At 64.5% G+C, this 17,006-nt stretch carries 15 protein-coding genes; 12 read left to right on the top strand and 3 right to left on the bottom strand.

The genetic code is table 11. From position 1 onward, the window contains the following. The first annotated feature begins 62 nt into the window (after nt 1–62). From KVU_RS14860 to repB, 7 genes are all read left to right on the top strand, one after another. Nucleotides 63–2,183 carry a TonB-dependent siderophore receptor gene (locus KVU_RS14860; protein WP_013368582.1) on the top strand — a complete coding sequence of 707 codons (2,121 nt, stop codon included), beginning with the start codon at nt 63–65 and terminating at the stop codon, nt 2,181–2,183. Nucleotides 2,184–2,230: 47 nt separating this feature from the next. Further along, on the top strand, nt 2,231–3,052 hold the full coding sequence (locus tag KVU_RS14855; protein ID WP_254660356.1) for an iron-siderophore ABC transporter substrate-binding protein: 822 nt from the start codon (nt 2,231–2,233) through the stop codon (nt 3,050–3,052). Beyond that, nucleotides 3,049–5,013, top strand: a complete 1,965-nt coding sequence (gene fhuB, locus KVU_RS14850) for a Fe(3+)-hydroxamate ABC transporter permease FhuB (RefSeq protein ID WP_013368580.1) — start codon at nt 3,049–3,051, stop codon at nt 5,011–5,013. Before KVU_RS14855 ends, fhuB begins: the two co-directional genes overlap by 4 nt. A gap of 2 nt (nt 5,014–5,015) precedes the next feature. After that, nucleotides 5,016–5,783 (top strand): ABC transporter ATP-binding protein, encoded by a 768-nt coding sequence (locus KVU_RS14845; RefSeq protein WP_013368579.1) that lies wholly within the window; start codon nt 5,016–5,018, stop codon nt 5,781–5,783. A gap of 3 nt (nt 5,784–5,786) precedes the next feature. Then, entirely contained in the window at nt 5,787–6,827 is a 1,041-nt protein-coding gene (locus KVU_RS14840) for a siderophore-interacting protein (protein ID WP_236953171.1), read from the top strand. 106 nt (nt 6,828–6,933) lie between these two features. After that, entirely contained in the window at nt 6,934–8,133 is a 1,200-nt protein-coding gene (gene repA, locus KVU_RS14835) for a plasmid partitioning protein RepA (RefSeq protein WP_014538280.1), read from the top strand. After that, nucleotides 8,133–9,086, top strand: a complete 954-nt coding sequence (repB, locus tag KVU_RS14830; protein WP_014538279.1) for a plasmid partitioning protein RepB — start codon at nt 8,133–8,135, stop codon at nt 9,084–9,086. The genes repA and repB overlap by 1 nt, the downstream gene beginning before the upstream one ends. Nucleotides 9,087–9,092: 6 nt before the next feature. Here the strand turns inward: repB and KVU_RS14825 are convergent, their stop codons facing one another. Together KVU_RS14825 and KVU_RS14820 are read right to left on the bottom strand one after the other, a co-directional pair. Then, nucleotides 9,093–10,106, bottom strand: coding sequence for a sulfotransferase family protein (locus KVU_RS14825; protein WP_013368575.1), 1,014 nt, complete (start codon nt 10,104–10,106; stop codon nt 9,093–9,095). Next, complete coding sequence (locus tag KVU_RS14820) at nt 10,106–10,699, bottom strand: TetR/AcrR family transcriptional regulator (RefSeq protein ID WP_013368574.1); 594 nt, start codon at nt 10,697–10,699, stop codon at nt 10,106–10,108. The genes KVU_RS14825 and KVU_RS14820 overlap by 1 nt, the downstream gene beginning before the upstream one ends. Before the next feature lie 90 nt (nt 10,700–10,789). Between KVU_RS14820 and KVU_RS14815 the strand changes: the two genes are divergently transcribed. The 5 genes from KVU_RS14815 (at nt 10,790) to KVU_RS14795 (ending at nt 15,368) form a co-directional block, all read left to right on the top strand. Next, nucleotides 10,790–11,800: a 3-oxoacyl-[acyl-carrier-protein] synthase III C-terminal domain-containing protein gene (locus tag KVU_RS14815; RefSeq protein ID WP_013368573.1), complete on the top strand. Its 1,011-nt coding sequence runs from the start codon at nt 10,790–10,792 to the stop codon at nt 11,798–11,800. Then, the gene (locus KVU_RS14810; protein ID WP_013368572.1) at nt 11,800–12,762 is read left to right on the top strand and encodes an NAD-dependent epimerase/dehydratase family protein; all 963 of its coding nucleotides are present in this window, start codon (nt 11,800–11,802) and stop codon (nt 12,760–12,762) included. The genes KVU_RS14815 and KVU_RS14810 overlap by 1 nt, the downstream gene beginning before the upstream one ends. Next, nucleotides 12,752–13,552, top strand: coding sequence for an MBL fold metallo-hydrolase (locus KVU_RS14805; protein WP_013368571.1), 801 nt, complete (start codon nt 12,752–12,754; stop codon nt 13,550–13,552). The genes KVU_RS14810 and KVU_RS14805 overlap by 11 nt, the downstream gene beginning before the upstream one ends. Then, a complete protein-coding gene (locus tag KVU_RS14800; protein WP_013368570.1) occupies nt 13,549–14,823 on the top strand; it encodes a F390 synthetase-related protein in 1,275 nt (424 codons plus the stop codon). Before KVU_RS14805 ends, KVU_RS14800 begins: the two co-directional genes overlap by 4 nt. Before the next feature lie 65 nt (nt 14,824–14,888). After that, complete coding sequence (locus KVU_RS14795; protein WP_013368569.1) at nt 14,889–15,368, top strand: VOC family protein; 480 nt, start codon at nt 14,889–14,891, stop codon at nt 15,366–15,368. 3 nt (nt 15,369–15,371) lie between these two features. Here KVU_RS14795 and KVU_RS14790 read toward each other — a convergent pair whose 3' ends face one another. Then, nucleotides 15,372–17,003 carry a GMC oxidoreductase gene (locus KVU_RS14790; RefSeq protein WP_013368568.1) on the bottom strand — a complete coding sequence of 544 codons (1,632 nt, stop codon included), beginning with the start codon at nt 17,001–17,003 and terminating at the stop codon, nt 15,372–15,374. Between the last annotated feature and the right edge of the window lie 3 nt (nt 17,004–17,006).

The following is a 17,006-nucleotide window of genomic DNA, read 5'->3' as shown; positions in this document are numbered from 1 at the left end:
TCCCATTCAAGACTTTTCTGAATAGCCAAGTCAAATACTCGGAAATTTGGCGGGGTAAGATCATGCGTAAAATCCACACAAACCTACTGCTTGGCGTCAGCCTTGGCACGCTGCTGGCCGCAGGCGCGGCCCTTGCGCAAGATCGCCCGACCTTCCTTGGCGTCATCAGCGTCGAGGGCACCGATAACCCGACCGCGCCACTGGATGGCACCGTCGCGCGCACCTCCGCCAGCACCAAAACCGGCACGCCGCTGGTCGAGGTGCAGGGATCGGTTTCGGTCATCCCGCGCGCGCAACTGGAAAGCCAAGGCGCGCAGAACCTGGCGGAATCGCTGAACTATTCCGCCGGTATCATCACGGAAAACTATGGCGGCGATCCGCGCTTTGACAGCCTGTTCCTGCGCGGCTTTAACCTAGAGAACGACAAATTTCTTGACGGTCTGCGCCTGATGCGTTCGACCCAGTTCCCGACCAGCGCACCGAATTTCGACCTTTACGGCGTCGAACGGGTCGAAGTGCTGCGCGGACCGGCCTCGGTCCTCTATGGCGCGGGCACGCCTGCGGGCCTTGTGAACCTGATCCAACGCCGCGCGCAGGCCTATGGCGATTTCGGCGAGGTCGGCGTCAGCGGCGATACCAACGGCTCATGGGCCACCTATGCCGACGCCAATATCGTGTTGGACGACCGTTTCGCCTATCGCGTCACCACCCGCCTCAGCAATAGCCGCACCGATGTCAGCGAAATTGATAATGAGCGCACCTATCTTGCGCTATCGGCCAGCTATGCCCTGACCGACCAGACCGAGATCGAGTTTATGGCCTCGGTTCATAACGATGCACCGATGTCGCCCACCGGCATCCCCAACGGCTTTGTCGGCAATTATGACGCGCGCGATCTGCGCGAGTTTTATTTCGCCGATGACAGCATCAACACCAGCGACCGCGTGATGTCGACGCTGTCATTCGGCGCGACGCATGATTTCGGCAATGGCTGGCGTCTGAACGGCACGTTCCGGCACACCAACCACGATTGGACCTATGAAAACGTCTATCTGGGCGCATCCTCGGGCAGCCTCGCCAATCGCGGCGTGATTGTGCAAGACGAAGAATTCAGCGCCATTGCCGCCGATATTCGTCTGTCGGGCGCGGTTGACACCGGCGCCGCCACGCATCGCCTGACCTTTGGCATCGACGCGCAAAAGTTGGAAGAAGTCGCCTCGACCGATTTCTATGACATTGCGCCGATTGACTTCCTTGCCCCGACCTATGGCGGCATCAGCCTCGGCGCGTTGACCTATGCGGCGGATAAAACCGTCGATGCGACGCAAACCGGCCTTTATGCGCTGGACGAGGTCAGCCTAGGCAACTGGCGCGCAAGCCTGGGTCTGCGCCATGAATGGACGGATCAATCGGGCCAGAACGTCAACACCTATGGCACCACCGATTTCGCCCGCAAAGACAGCGTGACCACTGGCCACCTCGGATTTGGCTATGTCTGGGACAATGGGCTGGCAGCTTACGGCTCTTACACCACCTCTTATCTGCCGCAGCCGGGCGTCGATATCGAGAACAACCCCCTCGAGCCGACCCATGGTCGCCAGTTTGAACTGGGCCTGAAATACGAACCGCTTGATTTCGACGGTCTGTTCACCGCCGCGCTGTTTGACCTGCGCGAAACCGACCGCAACTATACTGTGACCGAGGACATCGGCGGCACCCCCGTCTCGGGCGTGCGCCAGATCGGCGAGGCGCAGGTGCAGGGGCTAGAGCTGGAAGCCGTGGTCGAGCTGACCGAAAACTGGGCCCTCAAAGGCGCCTATACCTATACCCAGACCGAGATTCTGGCGGGTGACAATGTCGGCAACGAACTGGCCAACACCCCCGATCATGCCGCCAGCCTGTTCCTGTCGCATGCATTCGGCGCGGGCACGCTGCAAGGTCTGACCCTGTCCGGCGGCCTGCGGTTCATCGGCGAGCGTTACACCAACGACAGCAATACCGCGACGCTGGATGCGGTGACTCTGCTGGATCTGGGCGCCAGCTATGAATGGGCCAATGGTCTGGTCGGGCGGGTCAATGTCTCGAATGTCACGGACGAGGCTTATATTTCCGCTGTCGGATATTCCTCGTCCTATTATGGTGATGGTCGCAACCTACAGGCGAGCCTGACCTATAAATGGTAGAATGCCGAGTGCGTCGACGTGCCTTCCTGCTCGCCATGGCTTCGGCCATGGCGACATGCCATCTGCGACCCGCGCGCGCGGGGTCGCCCCTGCGGGTGGCGGCGATTGACTGGGCGATGGCGGAAACCGCGATCATGCTCGGCCATGCCCCCGTCGCGATGGCCGAATTGCTGGCCTTTCGCACCAGCACACCTGCGCCGCCCCCTGCATCGACCATCGATCTTGGCCTGCGCGGCGCGCCGAACCTCGAGGCAGTGACGCTGGCCGATCCCGATCTGATCCTGTCCTCGAACTATTACACCTTTATCGAGCCGCAACTGTCGCGCATCGCGCCGGTCTATGCGCAAACGCTGTTCACCGCAGGCGATCCCCCCCTGCCCCGCCTGCTGGCGCTGGTCACATCGCTGGCGGCGCGCATCGGCATCGACGGCACAGTGGCGCTCGCGCAGGCGAATGAAACGCTAGACAGCCTTGCACAACGCCTCAGCGCAAATCACGGCACGCCTTGCCTGCTGGTCGAGATCGGCGATTCCCGTCATGTGCGGGTGTTCGGCGATGACAGCCTGTTCGGCGGCATCCTAACGCGTCTGGGCCTCAGGAACGCCTGGGCCGAGGGCACGCAGTTTTCCTTTGCCGCGCCAGTGCCCATCGCCAGCCTTGCGCGGTTTACACAGGCGCGGATCATCACCGTCGGGGATATCCCGCCGCAGGTGACGCGCGGCCTTGGTGCCTCCGCGCTGTGGAACGCGCTGCCCGCGGTGCAAGCCGGCCGTGTCAGCCATCTGCCGGATATGAACGGCTTTGGCGGGCTGCCATCGGGCCTGTTCTTTGCCGATCGCCTGACCGCCGCACTCGAGGCGCAGCTATGAGCCTGCGTCCGCTTTATGCCGCCGTTGCGCTGGTGCTGGCGCTGTGGGCCGCTGTCTTTGCCGCCGCCCTGCCCCTGCCGCAGTGGCCGATGCTGCCATGGCGCGCAGGCGATATGAATATTGACCAGATCCTGCTGGCCTTTGGCCTGATGCCCCGCATGGCGGTCGCACTGCTGATCGGTGCGATGCTGGGCCTTGCGGGCGGGCTGATGCAGGCGGTGCTGCGCAACCCGCTGGCCGATCCGACCACCTTGGGCACATCCGCCGGTGCGCAACTGGCGATCATCGCGGCCAGCGTCTTTGCCCCCGGCCTTTTGGCGGGGGGTAGTCTGCCCATCGCGCTGGCGGGTGCGGGCGTCACCACCGCGCTGGTCATGATGCTGGGCGCGCGGCGCGGCTTTGCGCCGGTGACCATCACCATCGCCGGAATGCTGGTCGGGATGCTCGCCGCCGCCATCGGGACCGCTATCACGCTGGCCCAAGGGCATTATCTGCTGACGCTGGTGATCTGGAACGGCGGCGCGCTGACGCAAAACGACTGGTGGGTCTCTGCCCGCCTGCTGGCGATTTTCCTGCCCGCCCTTGCCGCTGCCCTGCTGCTGGCGCGCCCGCTGATGCTGCTGTCACTGGGCGAGGCGCAGGCCAAATCCCTCGGCCTTGGGCAGACGCCCTTGCGCTTTGGCACGATGCTGCTGGCCGTGATGCTGGCGGCCATTGTCGCGGCCGAGGTCGGCCTTGTCGGGTTCATCGGCCTTGCCGCCCCCGCTGCCGCCCGCGCCCTTGGCGCGCGCACCCTGCGCCAACGCCTCATGCTGGCCCCGGTTGCAGGCGCGGTGCTGTTGGCGCTGGCGGATGCGCTGCTGCTGAATGCGGCGGCGCTCGGCCTGCCCAGCTTGCCGACCGGCGCGCTGACCGGCCTCATTGGCGGGCCGCTGCTGCTGTGGCTGCTGCCCCGGATGCGCGCCAGCGTCCCCCAGCAGGCCGAGGATGCACGCGCGAGCGCCCCCCGCGCCGCCAATCCGCGTAAACTGCTGATCGCGCTGGCAATCCTGTCCGCCATCCTTGGCCTATGCGGGTTGATGCTGGGTCAAAGCCAAGATGGCTGGGGCATCCCGCCCATCGCCCTATGGCCCAACTTCCTGCCGATCCGCGCCACAACCCTGCTGGCCGCCGCCAGCGCAGGCGCGCTTTTGGCGGGCGCGGGCGCGATCTTGCAGCGGATGACCGCGAACCCGATGGCCGCCCCCGAAGTGCTGGGCGTCACCGGCGGCGCATCGCTGGGCTATGCGGCAGCGGTCTTCCTGATCGCGGGGCCGACGCCCCTGCATCTGGCCATCGGCACCACGCTGGGCGCGGCGCTGACGCTGGCGGCGCTGACCGCCTTTGCGCTACGCGCCGATATGGCCCCGGCGCGGCTGCTGCTGGCGGGCCTTGCGATCGGAGCCTTTGCCTCGGCGGTGCTGGCGGCGATCATGGCCTCGGACGACAGGCGGGCCTGGGCGATCCTGGGCTGGCTCGCGGGCAGCGCCACGCACGTGACGCCGGTGGGGGCCACCGCGCTGGCGATGCTCGCTGCCCTGCTGCTGGCGCTGCTGATCGCCGCGCAGCGCTGGTTGGATATCCTGCCGCTGGGGGCCGAGGTCTCGCGCGCCCTCGGCCTGCCGCTGTTGCCCCTGCGCCTTGGCCTTATTGCAGCGGCGGGTCTTGCCACCGGCGCCGCGACGATCTGGGTCGGGCCGGTCAGCTTTGTCGGGCTGATGGCGCCGCATCTGGCGCGCAGCCTTGGCCTTGTGCGACCACTGCCGTTTGTGATCGGTAGTTGGCTGCTGGGCGCGCTGCTGATGGCCATTGCCGCCTTTGGTGCGCGCACCGTCACCTATCCCTATGACCTGCCGCTGGGCCTGTTCGCGACGCTGATCGGCGCGCCGTGGCTGTTCATCCTCCTGCTGCGAAAGGCCTGATCATGCGCCTGTTTTCCGTTCAGAACCTGACTTATGATGTGCCAAACCGCCGCCTGATCGACGGGCTGAATGTCGCAATCCAGCCCGCCCGCGTCACCGCGCTGATCGGCCGGAACGGCTCGAGCAAATCGACGCTGCTGAAGCTGATCGCCGGACAGACGACCCCCAGCGGCGGCACGATCACCTATCGCGACCGCCCGCTGGCCAGTATCCCGCCCCGCCAGCTTGCGCGCGAGCTGGCCTATCTGCCGCAGGTCACGCCCCCCGCCGACGGGATGCAACTCGAGGAACTGGTCGCCCTTGGCCGCTATCCGTGGCGCGGCGCGCTGGGGCGGTTCCGCCCCGAAGATCACGCGGCGGTCGCGGATGCCATCACCCGCTGCGGCCTGACGCATCTGCGCGGCCAGCTGATCGACACGATGTCGGGCGGCGAGCGTCAGCGCGCATGGATTGCCATGATGCTGGCGCAAGGGGCCGAGACCCTGCTGCTGGACGAGCCGATCTCGGCCCTCGATATCGCGCATCAGGTCGAGGTCCTTGGCCTTTTGCAACGCATGAGCCGCGAGACCGGCATGTCCGTTATTATCGTCCTGCACGATGTGAATATGGTCGCGCGCTATTGCGATCATGTCATAGCCCTGGCGGGCGGCAAGCTGGTGCTGGATGCGCCCACCGCCGATCTGATGACGCCGGACGCGCTGCATGCTATTTACGGCCTGCCGATGCAGGTCAGCCAGCAAAGCGGCACGGCCTTTGCCCTGCCGGTCTGAATGATGATGAACGCACCTATGATCACCGCTTTGGGCCGCCTTGGCCCCGTCACCTGGCGCGAGCTGCAAAGCTTTGCCGGCGCGCTGTCCGAATTCTGTGCCGTTCAGGTGCTGCCCGACCGCCAGATCCGCAGCGATGTGCATGCAGGCGGCCTGCATCTGCAATGGTCGGATGGCACCGCCCGCGTCCGGATCGAGGCCCCCTCCCCCGCCAGCGCGCAGAACCTGCGCGATATGCTGGCCTATATGCTGGATAACGTGCGCGAAGGGCTGGCCGCTGATCTGCGCTGGCTGCAAAATGTGCCGCAGGCGGGCGCATTGCCGCCCACCTTTCGCTTTGCCACCGTAATGGACAGCCAGCGCATAACCCCGCGTTTTCAACGTATCCGCCTTGCCGCCAAAGATATCGCCTATCTGACCCAAGGCGGTCTGCATATCCGCCTGCTGCAACCCAAAGTCGCCGCAGATCCGCGCTGGCCCAGCCTTGGCGCGAATGGCCGCACGATCTGGCCGGGCGGCGATCATCTGCATATGCCGGTCTATACGATGCGCGCGATTGACGATGCTGCGGGCTGGATCGACGTCGATATCTATCTGCATGGCAACGGCCCGACCTGCCTATGGGCGAAAACCGCGCGCGCCGGCACAAGGATCGGCATCACTGGGCCGGGCGGCGGCGGGCTATCTGACAACGCGCATCTGATCCTTGGCGGCGATGAAACCGCCCTGCCCGCCATCGCCCGTATGCTCGAAGCCGCGCCCGCCCATGCCACCGGTCAGGCGATGATCGAGGTTGCGTACAAAGCCGAAATCCAGCCCATCGCCGCGCCCGCAGGTGTCGCGCTGACATGGCTGATCCGCGGCAACGGCCCCGCGCTTGCCACAGCCTTTGCGCGTGCTGCAAAGGCCGCCTTAGATACGAACCCAGAGGCCGAAATCTTCTTTGGCGGCGAAAAATCCATCGCGCAACAGCTGCGCGAAAACCTACGCGCCCCGCATGGCAAACTGCCCGCAAATGCCAGTATCGCCGCCTATTGGTCGTGATTTTGCTTGCCTGAACGGCAGGCTTCCTCAATACTTACGCTAAAATAAGCAATGATCGCCAAAAGGCGTAAGTAACGAGGCAGCAGTCGTGACAGATCAAACCCCTATGCGTGCGCGCATTGACCAGCTTGTCGGCGCCCATGCCGCCTTGCTGTCGCAGCGCCTGATGGAACATCGCGCCCAGCTTTTTCCCCCCAACGCGTCAAAACACCTGCGCAGCTTTTCATCGGGCGAAGTGGCGCAGCTTTTGGGCGTCAAGGATGCTTACTTGCGCCGCCTGTCGCTGGACGGTCGCGGCCCGCAGCCCGAGACGACGGCGAATGGCCGCCGCATGTATTCCTCGGCCGATATCATGGCCTTGCGCGAATTCCTCGAGGCTGGGGCCAAGACGCCCGGCTCTTACTTGCCCGGCCGGCGCAGCCATGCGGATGGCAGCCGCGACCATTTGCAGGTCATCACCGTCATCAATTTCAAAGGCGGCTCGGGCAAGACCACGACCGCCGCGCATCTGGCGCAGAAATGCGCGCTGGACGGCTATCGCGTCCTTGGCATCGACCTTGACCCGCAGGCGTCTTTCTCTGCGCTGCACGGCTTTCAGCCCGAATTCGATCTGCAAGACGGCGGCACATTATATGACGCCATCCGCTATGATAATCCCGTGCCGCTGCGCGCGCTGATCCGGCCCAGCTATTTCACCAATCTCGACATCGTGCCGGGCAACCTCGAACTGATGGAGTTCGAACACGACACCCCCCGCGCCCTGTCGGAAAACAACACCGAGAACCTGTTCTTCACTCGCATTGCCGAGGCGATTGCCACCGTCGAGGCCGATTACGATCTGGTCATCATCGACTGCCCGCCGCAGCTTGGCTTTCTAACCATGGCCGCGCTGTCCAGCGCAACGGCCGTGCTGGTCACGGTTCATCCGCAAATGCTTGATCTGATGAGCATGTGCCAATTCCTGCTGATGACATCCAACCTTTTGGGCGTGGTCGCGGATGCGGGCGGCAATATGAATTACGACTGGCTACGCTATCTGGTGACGCGATACGAGCCCGGCGACGGGCCACAAAACCAGATGGTCGGCTTTATGCGCAGCCTGTTTGGCGATCACGTTTTGAACCATACCGCGTTGAAATCCACCGCAATTTCAGACGCGGGCCTGACGAAACAGACCCTATACGAGGTCGAGAAAAGCGAATTCACCCGCGCCACCTATGAACGCGCGATGGAAAGTCTGAACGCCGTCAATGGCGAGATCGAAGACCTTATTCAGGCCGCATGGGGCCGCAAGGAGCCGCGCTGATGGCACGTAAAAACATCCTCGAAGGTCTGATGACCCCCAAGGCAGAACCCCCCGCCGCGGCCCCCGAGATCGCCCGCCCCCGTTCCAGCGCGGGTGCGATTGGTGCGGTCTCGCGATCCATCGCCGATCTGAAATCCCGCGCCATGCTGGACATCGACCCATTCGAAATTGACGCGGGCGGCTTTCAGGATCGGCTGGGCTTCAGCAATGCCGATGACGCCGCGCTGCTGGAATCCTTGCGCGAATACGGCCAACAGGTGCCCATTCTGGTGCGCCCGCATCCCGACCGTCCCGGCCGCTATCAGATCGTCTACGGCCGCCGCCGCGTGCTGGCGATGCGCGATCTTGGCCTGCCGGTCAAGGCGCTGGTGCGCGAGCTGGACGACAGCGGTTTGATCATGGCCCAGGGTCAGGAAAACACCGCGCGGCGCGAGTTGTCCTTTATCGAAAAGGCGAATTTCGCGCTGCAGATGCAACAGGCCGGCTTTTCCCGCAAGCTGATCTGCGATGCGCTGTCTATTGATAAGACGCTGATTTCGCGGATGCTTTCAGTGGCCGAGCGCATTCCGAACGAAGTGATCCGCGTCATCGGCCCCGCCACAAGCATCGGCCGCGACCGCTGGCTCTATGTGGCGGACCTCTATGAAAAGGCCATCGCCGCGGGCATGCCCGAGGAGGAACCGCTGCTGTTCTGCCAAACCGATGTCTCCGAAGAACGGTTCGAGGCCGTGCTGTCCTATCTGACCAGCCGTGCCCTGAATCTGGTGCCGCAGAAAGAGAAAAAGAACGCTGAAGAACCGCCGATCATCAGTGCCGAGGGCCGCAAACTCGCCACGCTGACCCGCCCCGGTCGCAGCCTTGTCCTGACCATGCCGCAGGGCGATTTCGCCGAATGGCTCGCGGATGAATTGCCCCTGCTGCACAAGAAATGGCAGGCCGCGATGAAAAGTTGACAGCTGTCAACTTTGCCTGAAATTTGCCAAAGCCGCCTCGCCATCCGCGCAGGCGGCTTTGATTTTTGCAAGGGTCTCGGGCGCCAGCGCGTCCCGCTTTGATCCGCCGCGCCGTATCAGATGCGCGGCCTCTGCGCGCCAGCCTGCGGGCGCACCGCCTGCGATGAACGTGCCAAGCTGCGCAAGCGGGCCGTCCGGCGCATCCAGCAGCGCCTCATATCTCAGGACCATGACCCGGTCCTGCGGCAGATCTTGCACGGCGCTTGTGCCGCGCACCATCATTTGCGACCAGAACGCCGCGACATCAACCGGATCTGGCGGCGTATCCAAAATGCGCTGCAACGGGAAAGCCCCACCCATCGCCTGCACCAGCGGCCAAATCCGTCCGCGTCCGTAATGACCGCTGGGATGCATCAGATCGAGGCCAAGATGCTGCAGCCACCGCCACATGAAAACCGCCAAGCGCGTCGCCGGATAATCCGCCATCGACAGCACCGTATCGACGCCATCGCGCGCCAGCAGCACAAAGCGGACCTGCGGGAACATCGCGCGCAAGGTGCCCGCCGCCAGCAACGACCCGCCAGAGCGTTCAACCCAAGCCGTGCGATCAAAGCCGCGCGCCAGATCGCCAAACAGCCGCGTGTAATGCGTGCCAATATCGGCACGCGAATAGCGCGGCACATCGCGGCCAAGGCGCTGAAACAGCGCATCGGGATCATCCGTCAGCTGCGGCAATGTGATTTGCAGCAGCGGCGGGCAGTTATAGGGATCATAGGCGCCGCCTTGGTACAGGAATTCCTGCGGTGCCACGCGCGGATTGCCGACCATGCTGCCAACGCGCGTCGGCGTGGATAGCCCGCGCCAGAACCGCGCGCCGCTGATCTGGCCGTGCGGGAAAGCGGCCGGGCCAGCGGTGGCAAAAACCTCGGACAGGCTGAGGACCTGCGGATGCAGCGCCAGCATCCGCGACACCAGTGTTGAGCCGCAGCGGGCGGACCCCAGAATAAAGGTCTGACGCATCACGCGCCAAGCCGCGCCAGCATCGCATCCAGCGCCGCCAGCGCCAGATCCTCGGCGCTTTGGCGTGTGACCAGATCCAGCCGCCGGTCGATATCCAGCGCAATCGCACCATGGATCGCGGCATAGATCTGTTCCGCATGCCGCAGCGCGGTGGCGTCATCCAACGCCGGCGCATAGGCGCGCAGCATCGCCGCGATGCTTTCCATCAGACTGCTGATACTGTCGGTGAACCACGGCGGAAATTCCTCGCGCTCGCGCAGGCCGCCAAAAAACGCGTACCACAACGCCCGGTTTTCACGCATAAAAGCGATGTATCCCAGCAGCATGGCGCGCAGGCCAGCCTCGGGCGCCTCGGCGGTGCCGTGATGTGCCAGCATCTTTGCCAGTTGCGCAATCGTGTCGCGGTTCACCTCGATCAGCAGATCCGACATGGAATCGAACACGGTATAGATCGAGGCGGGCGTATAGCCGATATCGCGGGCGATCGCGCGGGCCGACAGGCCAGCAATCCCGTCTTGCGCCAGAATGTGACGCGCGGCGGCAAGGATCGTGGCTTGCAGCGCTTCGCGGGATTGGCGGCGGGGGCGTGGCATATGCGCTCCTATTGAACGGTGTTTATTTACTCTTGACGAAGATCGCGGCTTTGGTCAAGTGTTTGCGAACAGTGTTCATAAAGGTGCTGCATGTTGGATATGACGACCACCGGGGCGGGGCTAAACGGCTTTCGCATTTTGGGAACAGGGCGCTATCTGCCGCAAAACAAAGTGACTTCGGCGCAGATCGACCAGCGTCTGAACTGGCCCGAGGGCACGGTCGCCGCACGATTCGGCCTGACCAGCCGCCATGTGGCGGGGGCGGGCGAAAGCACATCCGAAATGGCCGCCGCAGCGGCGCGGGATGCGCTGCAAGCCGCAGGGCGTGAGGCCAGCGACCTCGATCTGATCATCGGCGGCTGCGGCGTGATGGAGCAGGCCATCCCCTCGACCGCCGTGCTGGTGCAGGATCGCCTTGGACTGGGCCGTTCGGGCATCGCGGCCTTTGATGTGAATGCGACCTGTTTGGGGTTCGTGCAGGCGATGGATGTGGCGGCGATGTATATCGCAATGGGGCGCGCGCGGCATGTGCTGGTCTTTGCATCGGATATCGCCTCGGTCGGCCTTGATTGGAATGTGCCCGACACCGCCTGCATCTTTGGCGATGGCGCGGCGGCGGTCGTGCTGGGCATAGGCGAGGCGGGCATTTTGGCCAGCCGCATGGAGACTTACGGAGAGGGCAGGGGGGCCTGCGTCCTTGCGGGCGGCGGCACCGGATATGCCAGCCTGCCCCCCGCGGCACAGGCCAGCGCCCTTTATTTCCAGATGGACGGCCCGCAGGCCTGGCGCCATGCCGCGCGCCGCCTGCCACGGTTCACGGCACGGCTGCTGGACAGCGCCGGTGTTGAAATGTCTGATATCGCCTGCATTATTCCGCATCAGGCCAGCGGCGGCGCACTGGATCATGGCCTCGCGCGCCTTGGCCTGCCTGCGGAAAAGGTCGTGCGCACCTATACTGAATGCGGCAACCAGATCGCCAGCTCGATCCCGAATGCGCTGCATCATGCGGTTGCGGCAGGAAGGCTACAGCGCGGCGATCTGGCGCTGCTGATCGGCACATCGGCGGGTCTGTCGATTGGCGGCATGGTGGTGCGTTACTGATGGCGCGGGTTCTGGTCACCGGCGCGACGGGCTGCCTTGGGCATGAGATTGCGCTGCAATTGCTGGCCGAGGGCGATCAGGTCGTGGCGCTGGGGCGCAATGCGCAGTTCGGTGCAGGGCTGGCGGCGGCGGGCGCGCAGTTCATCGTGGGCGATCTGACCCAGGGGCCGCCCCCGCTGCAGGGCATCGACGTGGTGCATCATTGCGCCGCGCTGTCATCCGCCTGGGGCACCGAGGCCGCCTTTCGCGCCACCAATGTCACCGCGACGACCCAACTTTTGCACGCCGCGCGCGCGGCAGGGGTGGGGCGGTTCGTTTTCACCTCGTCCCCCAGCATCTATGCCGATGGCACCGACCGCTTTGATCTGGCCGAGGACGCGCCGCTGCCCGCCATTTTCGCCAGCCTCTATGCGGCGTCCAAGGCCGAGGCCGAGGCGCAGGTGCTGGCCGCAAATAGCGCCGCCATGCCCTGCGTCGCGCTGCGCCCGCGCGGGATTTACGGACGCGGCGACCGGTCACTGCTGCCGCGCCTGCTGGCGGCCATGCGGCGGGGCAGGGTGCCGATGATCGACGGCGGGCAGGCACAGATCGACCTGACCCATGTCAGCGACGCGGCGCGGGCGCAAATTCTGGCGGGCCGCGCGGATGGTATCGGTGGCCGCGTGTTCAACGTGACGTCGGGTGTCGCCTATACTTTCACGGAACTTGTTGATGTTGCGGCGCGTTTGATGGGGCTAAACCCGCGCCGGATCGCGCTGCCTTATGGCGTCGCGATGGGGGTTGCGGGGGTGCTCGAGGGGTTTCACCACCTGTTTTTGCCGCAGGTCGAGCCGATCCTGACGCGGCAGGCGGTGGCCTCGCTGGGTAAAAGTTTAACGCTGGATATCAGCGCCGCACGGGCCGCTCTTGGCTATGTGCCGCGCGTGGAACTGACTGAGGGGATGCGCGATTATGTCGCTTGATCTGGTGCCTATGCGCGTTGGCTTTTGCCGCGCGCCCGCCTTGGCCAGCCGCCGTGATGCGGGGCTGATGCCAATGGAATTCCCCGCTGGGGCCGCGCTGATCCGCCATCCGGATCAAGGGGATATCCTGTTCGACACCGGATATGGCGTTGCGTTCTGGCAATCGACGCGGTGTTTTCCGGAAATGCTGTATCGCGCCACCACCCCCGCCGTGCTGCCCGTGACCGAGGAGCTGTGCAGCCAGATCGATGTGCCGCCCGCGCTGGTGATCCTGTCGCATCTGCATGCCGACCACGTCGCGGGTCTGTTCGATTTGCCCGTGATGGCGCCGGTGCTGACCTCGCGCGCGGCATGGGTGGCGATGGCCAAAGGCGGGCCGATTGCCACTTTGCGCCGTGGCTGCCCCGAGCTGCTGCGCCGCCGCCTGCTGAAACTCTCGCCCCGGTTTATCGAGGATAGCGCAACCGTGCCGACCCCGGCGGGGTTTGGCGCGCTTGCGGGGCCGTTTTACGATATTATGGGCGATGGCAGCCTGCTGGCGGTGCCGCTGCCGGGACATGGCGATGGGCAATTCGGTGTGTTCATCCCCGCCAGCCGCGACTTCCTGATCGCCGATGCGGCGTGGAGCCGCGCCGCCCTGCGCGACAACATGCCTCCGCCGTGGCTGGTGTTGGCGCAACTGGGCGATGCGGATGAATATATGCACACGTTCAATGCGTTGCGTACCATCATGGCCGCGCGACCCGATGTGCGGATGTGGCCGTCGCATTGCACCGAGGCCTTTGGATGACGCCCGCCGCCGCCTTTGCCGCGATCCGCTGGGGCAGGGGGTTCCGCACGCGCGCCGCGGTTGAGGCGCATCAGGCGCGCGGGCTCGCGCGGCTGCGGCGCGATATCATGCCGCGCGCGCCGTTCTATGCCCCCTTCGCCGACCGCCCGATGGATGAATGGCCGCTGATGAGCAAGCCCGCGTTGATGGCGGATTTCTGCACGATCAACACGCGCGGCATCAGCCTTGATCAGGCACTCGAGACCGCCCGCCGCGCCGAGGAAAGCCGCGACTTCTCGCCCCTGATCGGCGATGTGGCGGTGGGCCTGTCGACCGGCACTTCGGGGCAGCGCGGGCTGTTCCTGACCAGCCCATATGAGCGCCGCCTATGGGCCGCTGTCATGTGCGGGCGGTTCTGGCCGCGTCCACTGCTGGCGCGCCAGCGCATCGCCTTCTTTCTGCGCGCGAATAACGCGCTTTATGAAAGCCTGAACAACCCCTTGGTGCGGTTCGCATTTTTCGATCTGCTGGCGGGGGTTACCGATCACTTACCGCGCCTTGCCCAGACCCATCCCACCGTGCTGATCGCCCCCGCGCAGGTGCTGCGCCACCTTGCGCTGGCGCAGATCAGAGGCGATTTGAACATCGCGCCCCAGCGCATCATATCCGTCGCCGAGGTGCTGTCCCCCGAGGATGCCGCCCTGATCACCACCGCATTCAGGCGCGCCCCCGATCAGGTCTATCAATGCACCGAAGGGGTGCTGGCCTATACCTGCCCGCATGGCAGCCTGCACTTGAACGAACGCTTCGTGCATTTCGATCGCAAAGTGCTGGACGCCGCAACCGGGGCCTTTTCCCCCATCATCACCGATTTCACGCGCGAAAGCCTGCCGATCCTGCGCTATGCCCTGGATGATGTGCTGGTGCCCGATCCCGCGCCTTGCGCCTGTGGCTGCGCCACCACACGGATCGCACGGATCGAGGGGCGCTGCGATGACATGCTGTTCTGGGAAGGGCAGGGGGGGCGGCGCATGGTGCCATCCGATGTGATCCGGCAGGCTGTCGCAACCGCGCAGGTCCAAGTGCGCGATTACCGCGCCCGCCAGACCGGCAGCCACCTGCTAGAGATCTGGCTGGACACGGGCGATATGCGCGGTGCCACACAGCAGGTCAGCGCCGCCCTGAACCAATCGGCCGCACGTCTGCAAGCGCGCCTGCCAGAGCTGCGCTTTCATGCGGGGCTGCCGCCGCCGGATGGGCCAAAGCTGCGCCGAGTGCGGGCCATATCCTGACGGGTGAAAATCTGCTATAATGGCGCTATATCCGGCCCATTTTGCAGTTTAGCGCGAGGAAGAACATGTCTATCGCCAAAAACACCATCTGCCTCTGGTTCGACAAGGATGCCGAAGCGGCGGCCAATTTCTATGCCTCTGTCTTTCCGGACACCACGGTGGACAGCGTCCAGCGCGCGCCGGGCGACAATCCATCCGGCAAAAAGGGCGAGGTGCTGGTGGTGAATTTCACCGTCATGGGCGTGCCCTGCATGGGCCTGAACGGCGGCCCGGTGTTCAAACAGGACGAGGCGTTCTCGTTCCAGATCCTGACCGAGGATCAGGCCGAAACCGACCTGTATTGGAACGCCATTGTCGGCAATGGCGGGCAGGAAAGTGAATGCGGCTGGTGCAAGGACAGGTGGGGCGTCTCGTGGCAGATCACCCCCCGCACCCTGACCGAGGCGATGATGGCAGGCGGCGAGGAAGCCGCCCGCGCCTTTGCCGCGATGATGACCATGCAAAAGATAGATGTTGCGGCCATCGACGCGGCAAGGCGGGGTTAGGGTTTAGCTGCGCAGTGAGGCGGCCAGATGGCGACAGGCCCGCACGGTCAGCGCCATCAGCGTCAGCGTCGTGCCGGTGACACCGCTGCTGACAAAGGCCGAGGCGTCGGTGACATACAGATTGGGCACATCCCACGACTGGTTATGCGCATTCAGCACCGAATCCGCAGCGCTGTCGCCCATGCGCGCACCGCCCGTTTCATGGATCGCAGCGCCCATGATCATCGTGCGGCCAAACCACTGGCGGAACACCATGCGGCTAAAGGGATCAGCCTCGGGGTAGGCGCCCTTGCCGAATTCCTGCAGACCCAGCGGCGAGCCGATGAATTCGAACGCGCCGCCCGCACCCTCGACCGTCTCTTGCAGCGCATCGATCTGGCCGCGCAGGTTCTTGCGATCCTCATCGCCCATGACGCAGCGAATATGCGCCACGGGAATGCCCCATGCATCGCGCTTTGCCCGGTCCAGCGTGATGCGGTTATCGGCGCTGGGTTGCATCATGCCAAAGCCAAAGAACGACATGCGGGCGGGCTTGCCGTCGGTGCCATAGCGACCAATCGACCCCTGAAAGCAATAATCGCCGCGCGGCTTTGCGCTGTGGTCAAAGCGCGGAATAAAGATCCCGCCCGAGGGGTTGTAGAATTCATCCGCAGGCGCCGCCGTATCCTTGAACGTGCCGGTGGCGGCGGGAACCTCGCCCACCGCAAGGCAGGGCAGTTGATCCATGAAATACCGCCCCAGCGTGCCCGAGCTGTTGCCCAGCCCGTTCGGATGCTGCGCATTGGAAGAATTCAGCAGCAGCCGCACGCTTTCAATGGCCGAGGCGCACAGGACAACCGCCTTGGCGCTGACATGCTGGCGGGCCTTTGTGGCGGCGTCGATATATTCGACACCGCTGGCCAAACCTGTGGCGGGATCGGTCACGACGCGCGCAACCACCGCATTGTTGACAACTGTCAACAATCCGCTGTCCAGCGCGGTTTGCAGCTGTTTTGGCATCCGTTCAGGCGCGATATAGCGCCATGTCGTCACACGGCGACCGGGGAATTTGCGCTCGACCGTGGCTTTGAAATCCTCCTCGGGGGGGGAATATTGCGCCTGATGCGCGTAACTGCCATCGGGAAAGGTCTCGATCCCCTCGGTGCGGCCATAAAGGCCAAGGGTTTCCTCGACCTCGGTGTAATAGGGGGCCAGATCCGCGTAGGAAATCGGCCAGTCCTTGCCCTTGCCGGTGCGGGTCTGGGTGCGGAAATCGTCATCCGTCCAGCGCAGCAACACGCGGCCAAAACTGTGCAAACGGCCACCCGTTTGGCGGCCACGTATCCACAGGAAGGGCGCGTCTTTGGGGGTGGTGTAGGGGTTCTTGCGGTCGTTGACAAAGAAATGCGCCACGCGCTGCGCGAAAAACGCGGCGCGGGCCTGCACGCCCTGACCGCGCAATGTGGCGCGGGCGCGTTCCCAGATATTGATATCGGACACCGGCGATTTCTTGGCCGGATCAAAGTCCTTGGCACCGATCGCGGGGCCTGCCTCGAGGATCAGGGTTTTCAGCCCCTGTGCGGTCAATTCCCGGGCGGCGAACGAGCCCGCCGCGCCCGAGCCAACGACGATGACGTCGTAAGTTGCGTTGGTCATGAT

This window comes from Ketogulonicigenium vulgare WSH-001 (assembly GCF_000223375.1).
Classification (GTDB): Bacteria; Pseudomonadota; Alphaproteobacteria; order Rhodobacterales; family Rhodobacteraceae; genus Ketogulonicigenium; species Ketogulonicigenium vulgare.
The sequence above is the reverse complement of the archived record's forward strand: the minus strand, read 5'-3'. Positions and strand labels throughout refer to the sequence as shown.

Bases quoted from the DNA above. Each gene is read 5' to 3' on its own strand.
- KVU_RS14860 (WP_013368582.1), top strand. From the start codon at position 63: ATGCGTAAAATCCACACAAACCTACTGCTTGGCGTCAGCCTTGGCACG.
- KVU_RS14855 (WP_254660356.1), top strand. From the start codon at position 2,231: ATGGCGACATGCCATCTGCGACCCGCGCGCGCGGGGTCGCCCCTGCGG.
- fhuB (WP_013368580.1), top strand. From the start codon at position 3,049: ATGAGCCTGCGTCCGCTTTATGCCGCCGTTGCGCTGGTGCTGGCGCTG.
- KVU_RS14845 (WP_013368579.1), top strand. From the start codon at position 5,016: ATGCGCCTGTTTTCCGTTCAGAACCTGACTTATGATGTGCCAAACCGC.
- KVU_RS14840 (WP_236953171.1), top strand. From the start codon at position 5,787: ATGATGAACGCACCTATGATCACCGCTTTGGGCCGCCTTGGCCCCGTC.
- repA (WP_014538280.1), top strand. From the start codon at position 6,934: ATGCGTGCGCGCATTGACCAGCTTGTCGGCGCCCATGCCGCCTTGCTG.
- repB (WP_014538279.1), top strand. From the start codon at position 8,133: ATGGCACGTAAAAACATCCTCGAAGGTCTGATGACCCCCAAGGCAGAA.
- KVU_RS14825 (WP_013368575.1), bottom strand. From the start codon at position 10,106: ATGCGTCAGACCTTTATTCTGGGGTCCGCCCGCTGCGGCTCAACACTG.
- KVU_RS14820 (WP_013368574.1), bottom strand. From the start codon at position 10,699: ATGCCACGCCCCCGCCGCCAATCCCGCGAAGCGCTGCAAGCCACGATC.
- KVU_RS14815 (WP_013368573.1), top strand. From the start codon at position 10,790: ATGTTGGATATGACGACCACCGGGGCGGGGCTAAACGGCTTTCGCATT.
- KVU_RS14810 (WP_013368572.1), top strand. From the start codon at position 11,800: ATGGCGCGGGTTCTGGTCACCGGCGCGACGGGCTGCCTTGGGCATGAG.
- KVU_RS14805 (WP_013368571.1), top strand. From the start codon at position 12,752: ATGTCGCTTGATCTGGTGCCTATGCGCGTTGGCTTTTGCCGCGCGCCC.
- KVU_RS14800 (WP_013368570.1), top strand. From the start codon at position 13,549: ATGACGCCCGCCGCCGCCTTTGCCGCGATCCGCTGGGGCAGGGGGTTC.
- KVU_RS14795 (WP_013368569.1), top strand. From the start codon at position 14,889: ATGTCTATCGCCAAAAACACCATCTGCCTCTGGTTCGACAAGGATGCC.
- KVU_RS14790 (WP_013368568.1), bottom strand. From the start codon at position 17,003: ATGACCAACGCAACTTACGACGTCATCGTCGTTGGCTCGGGCGCGGCG.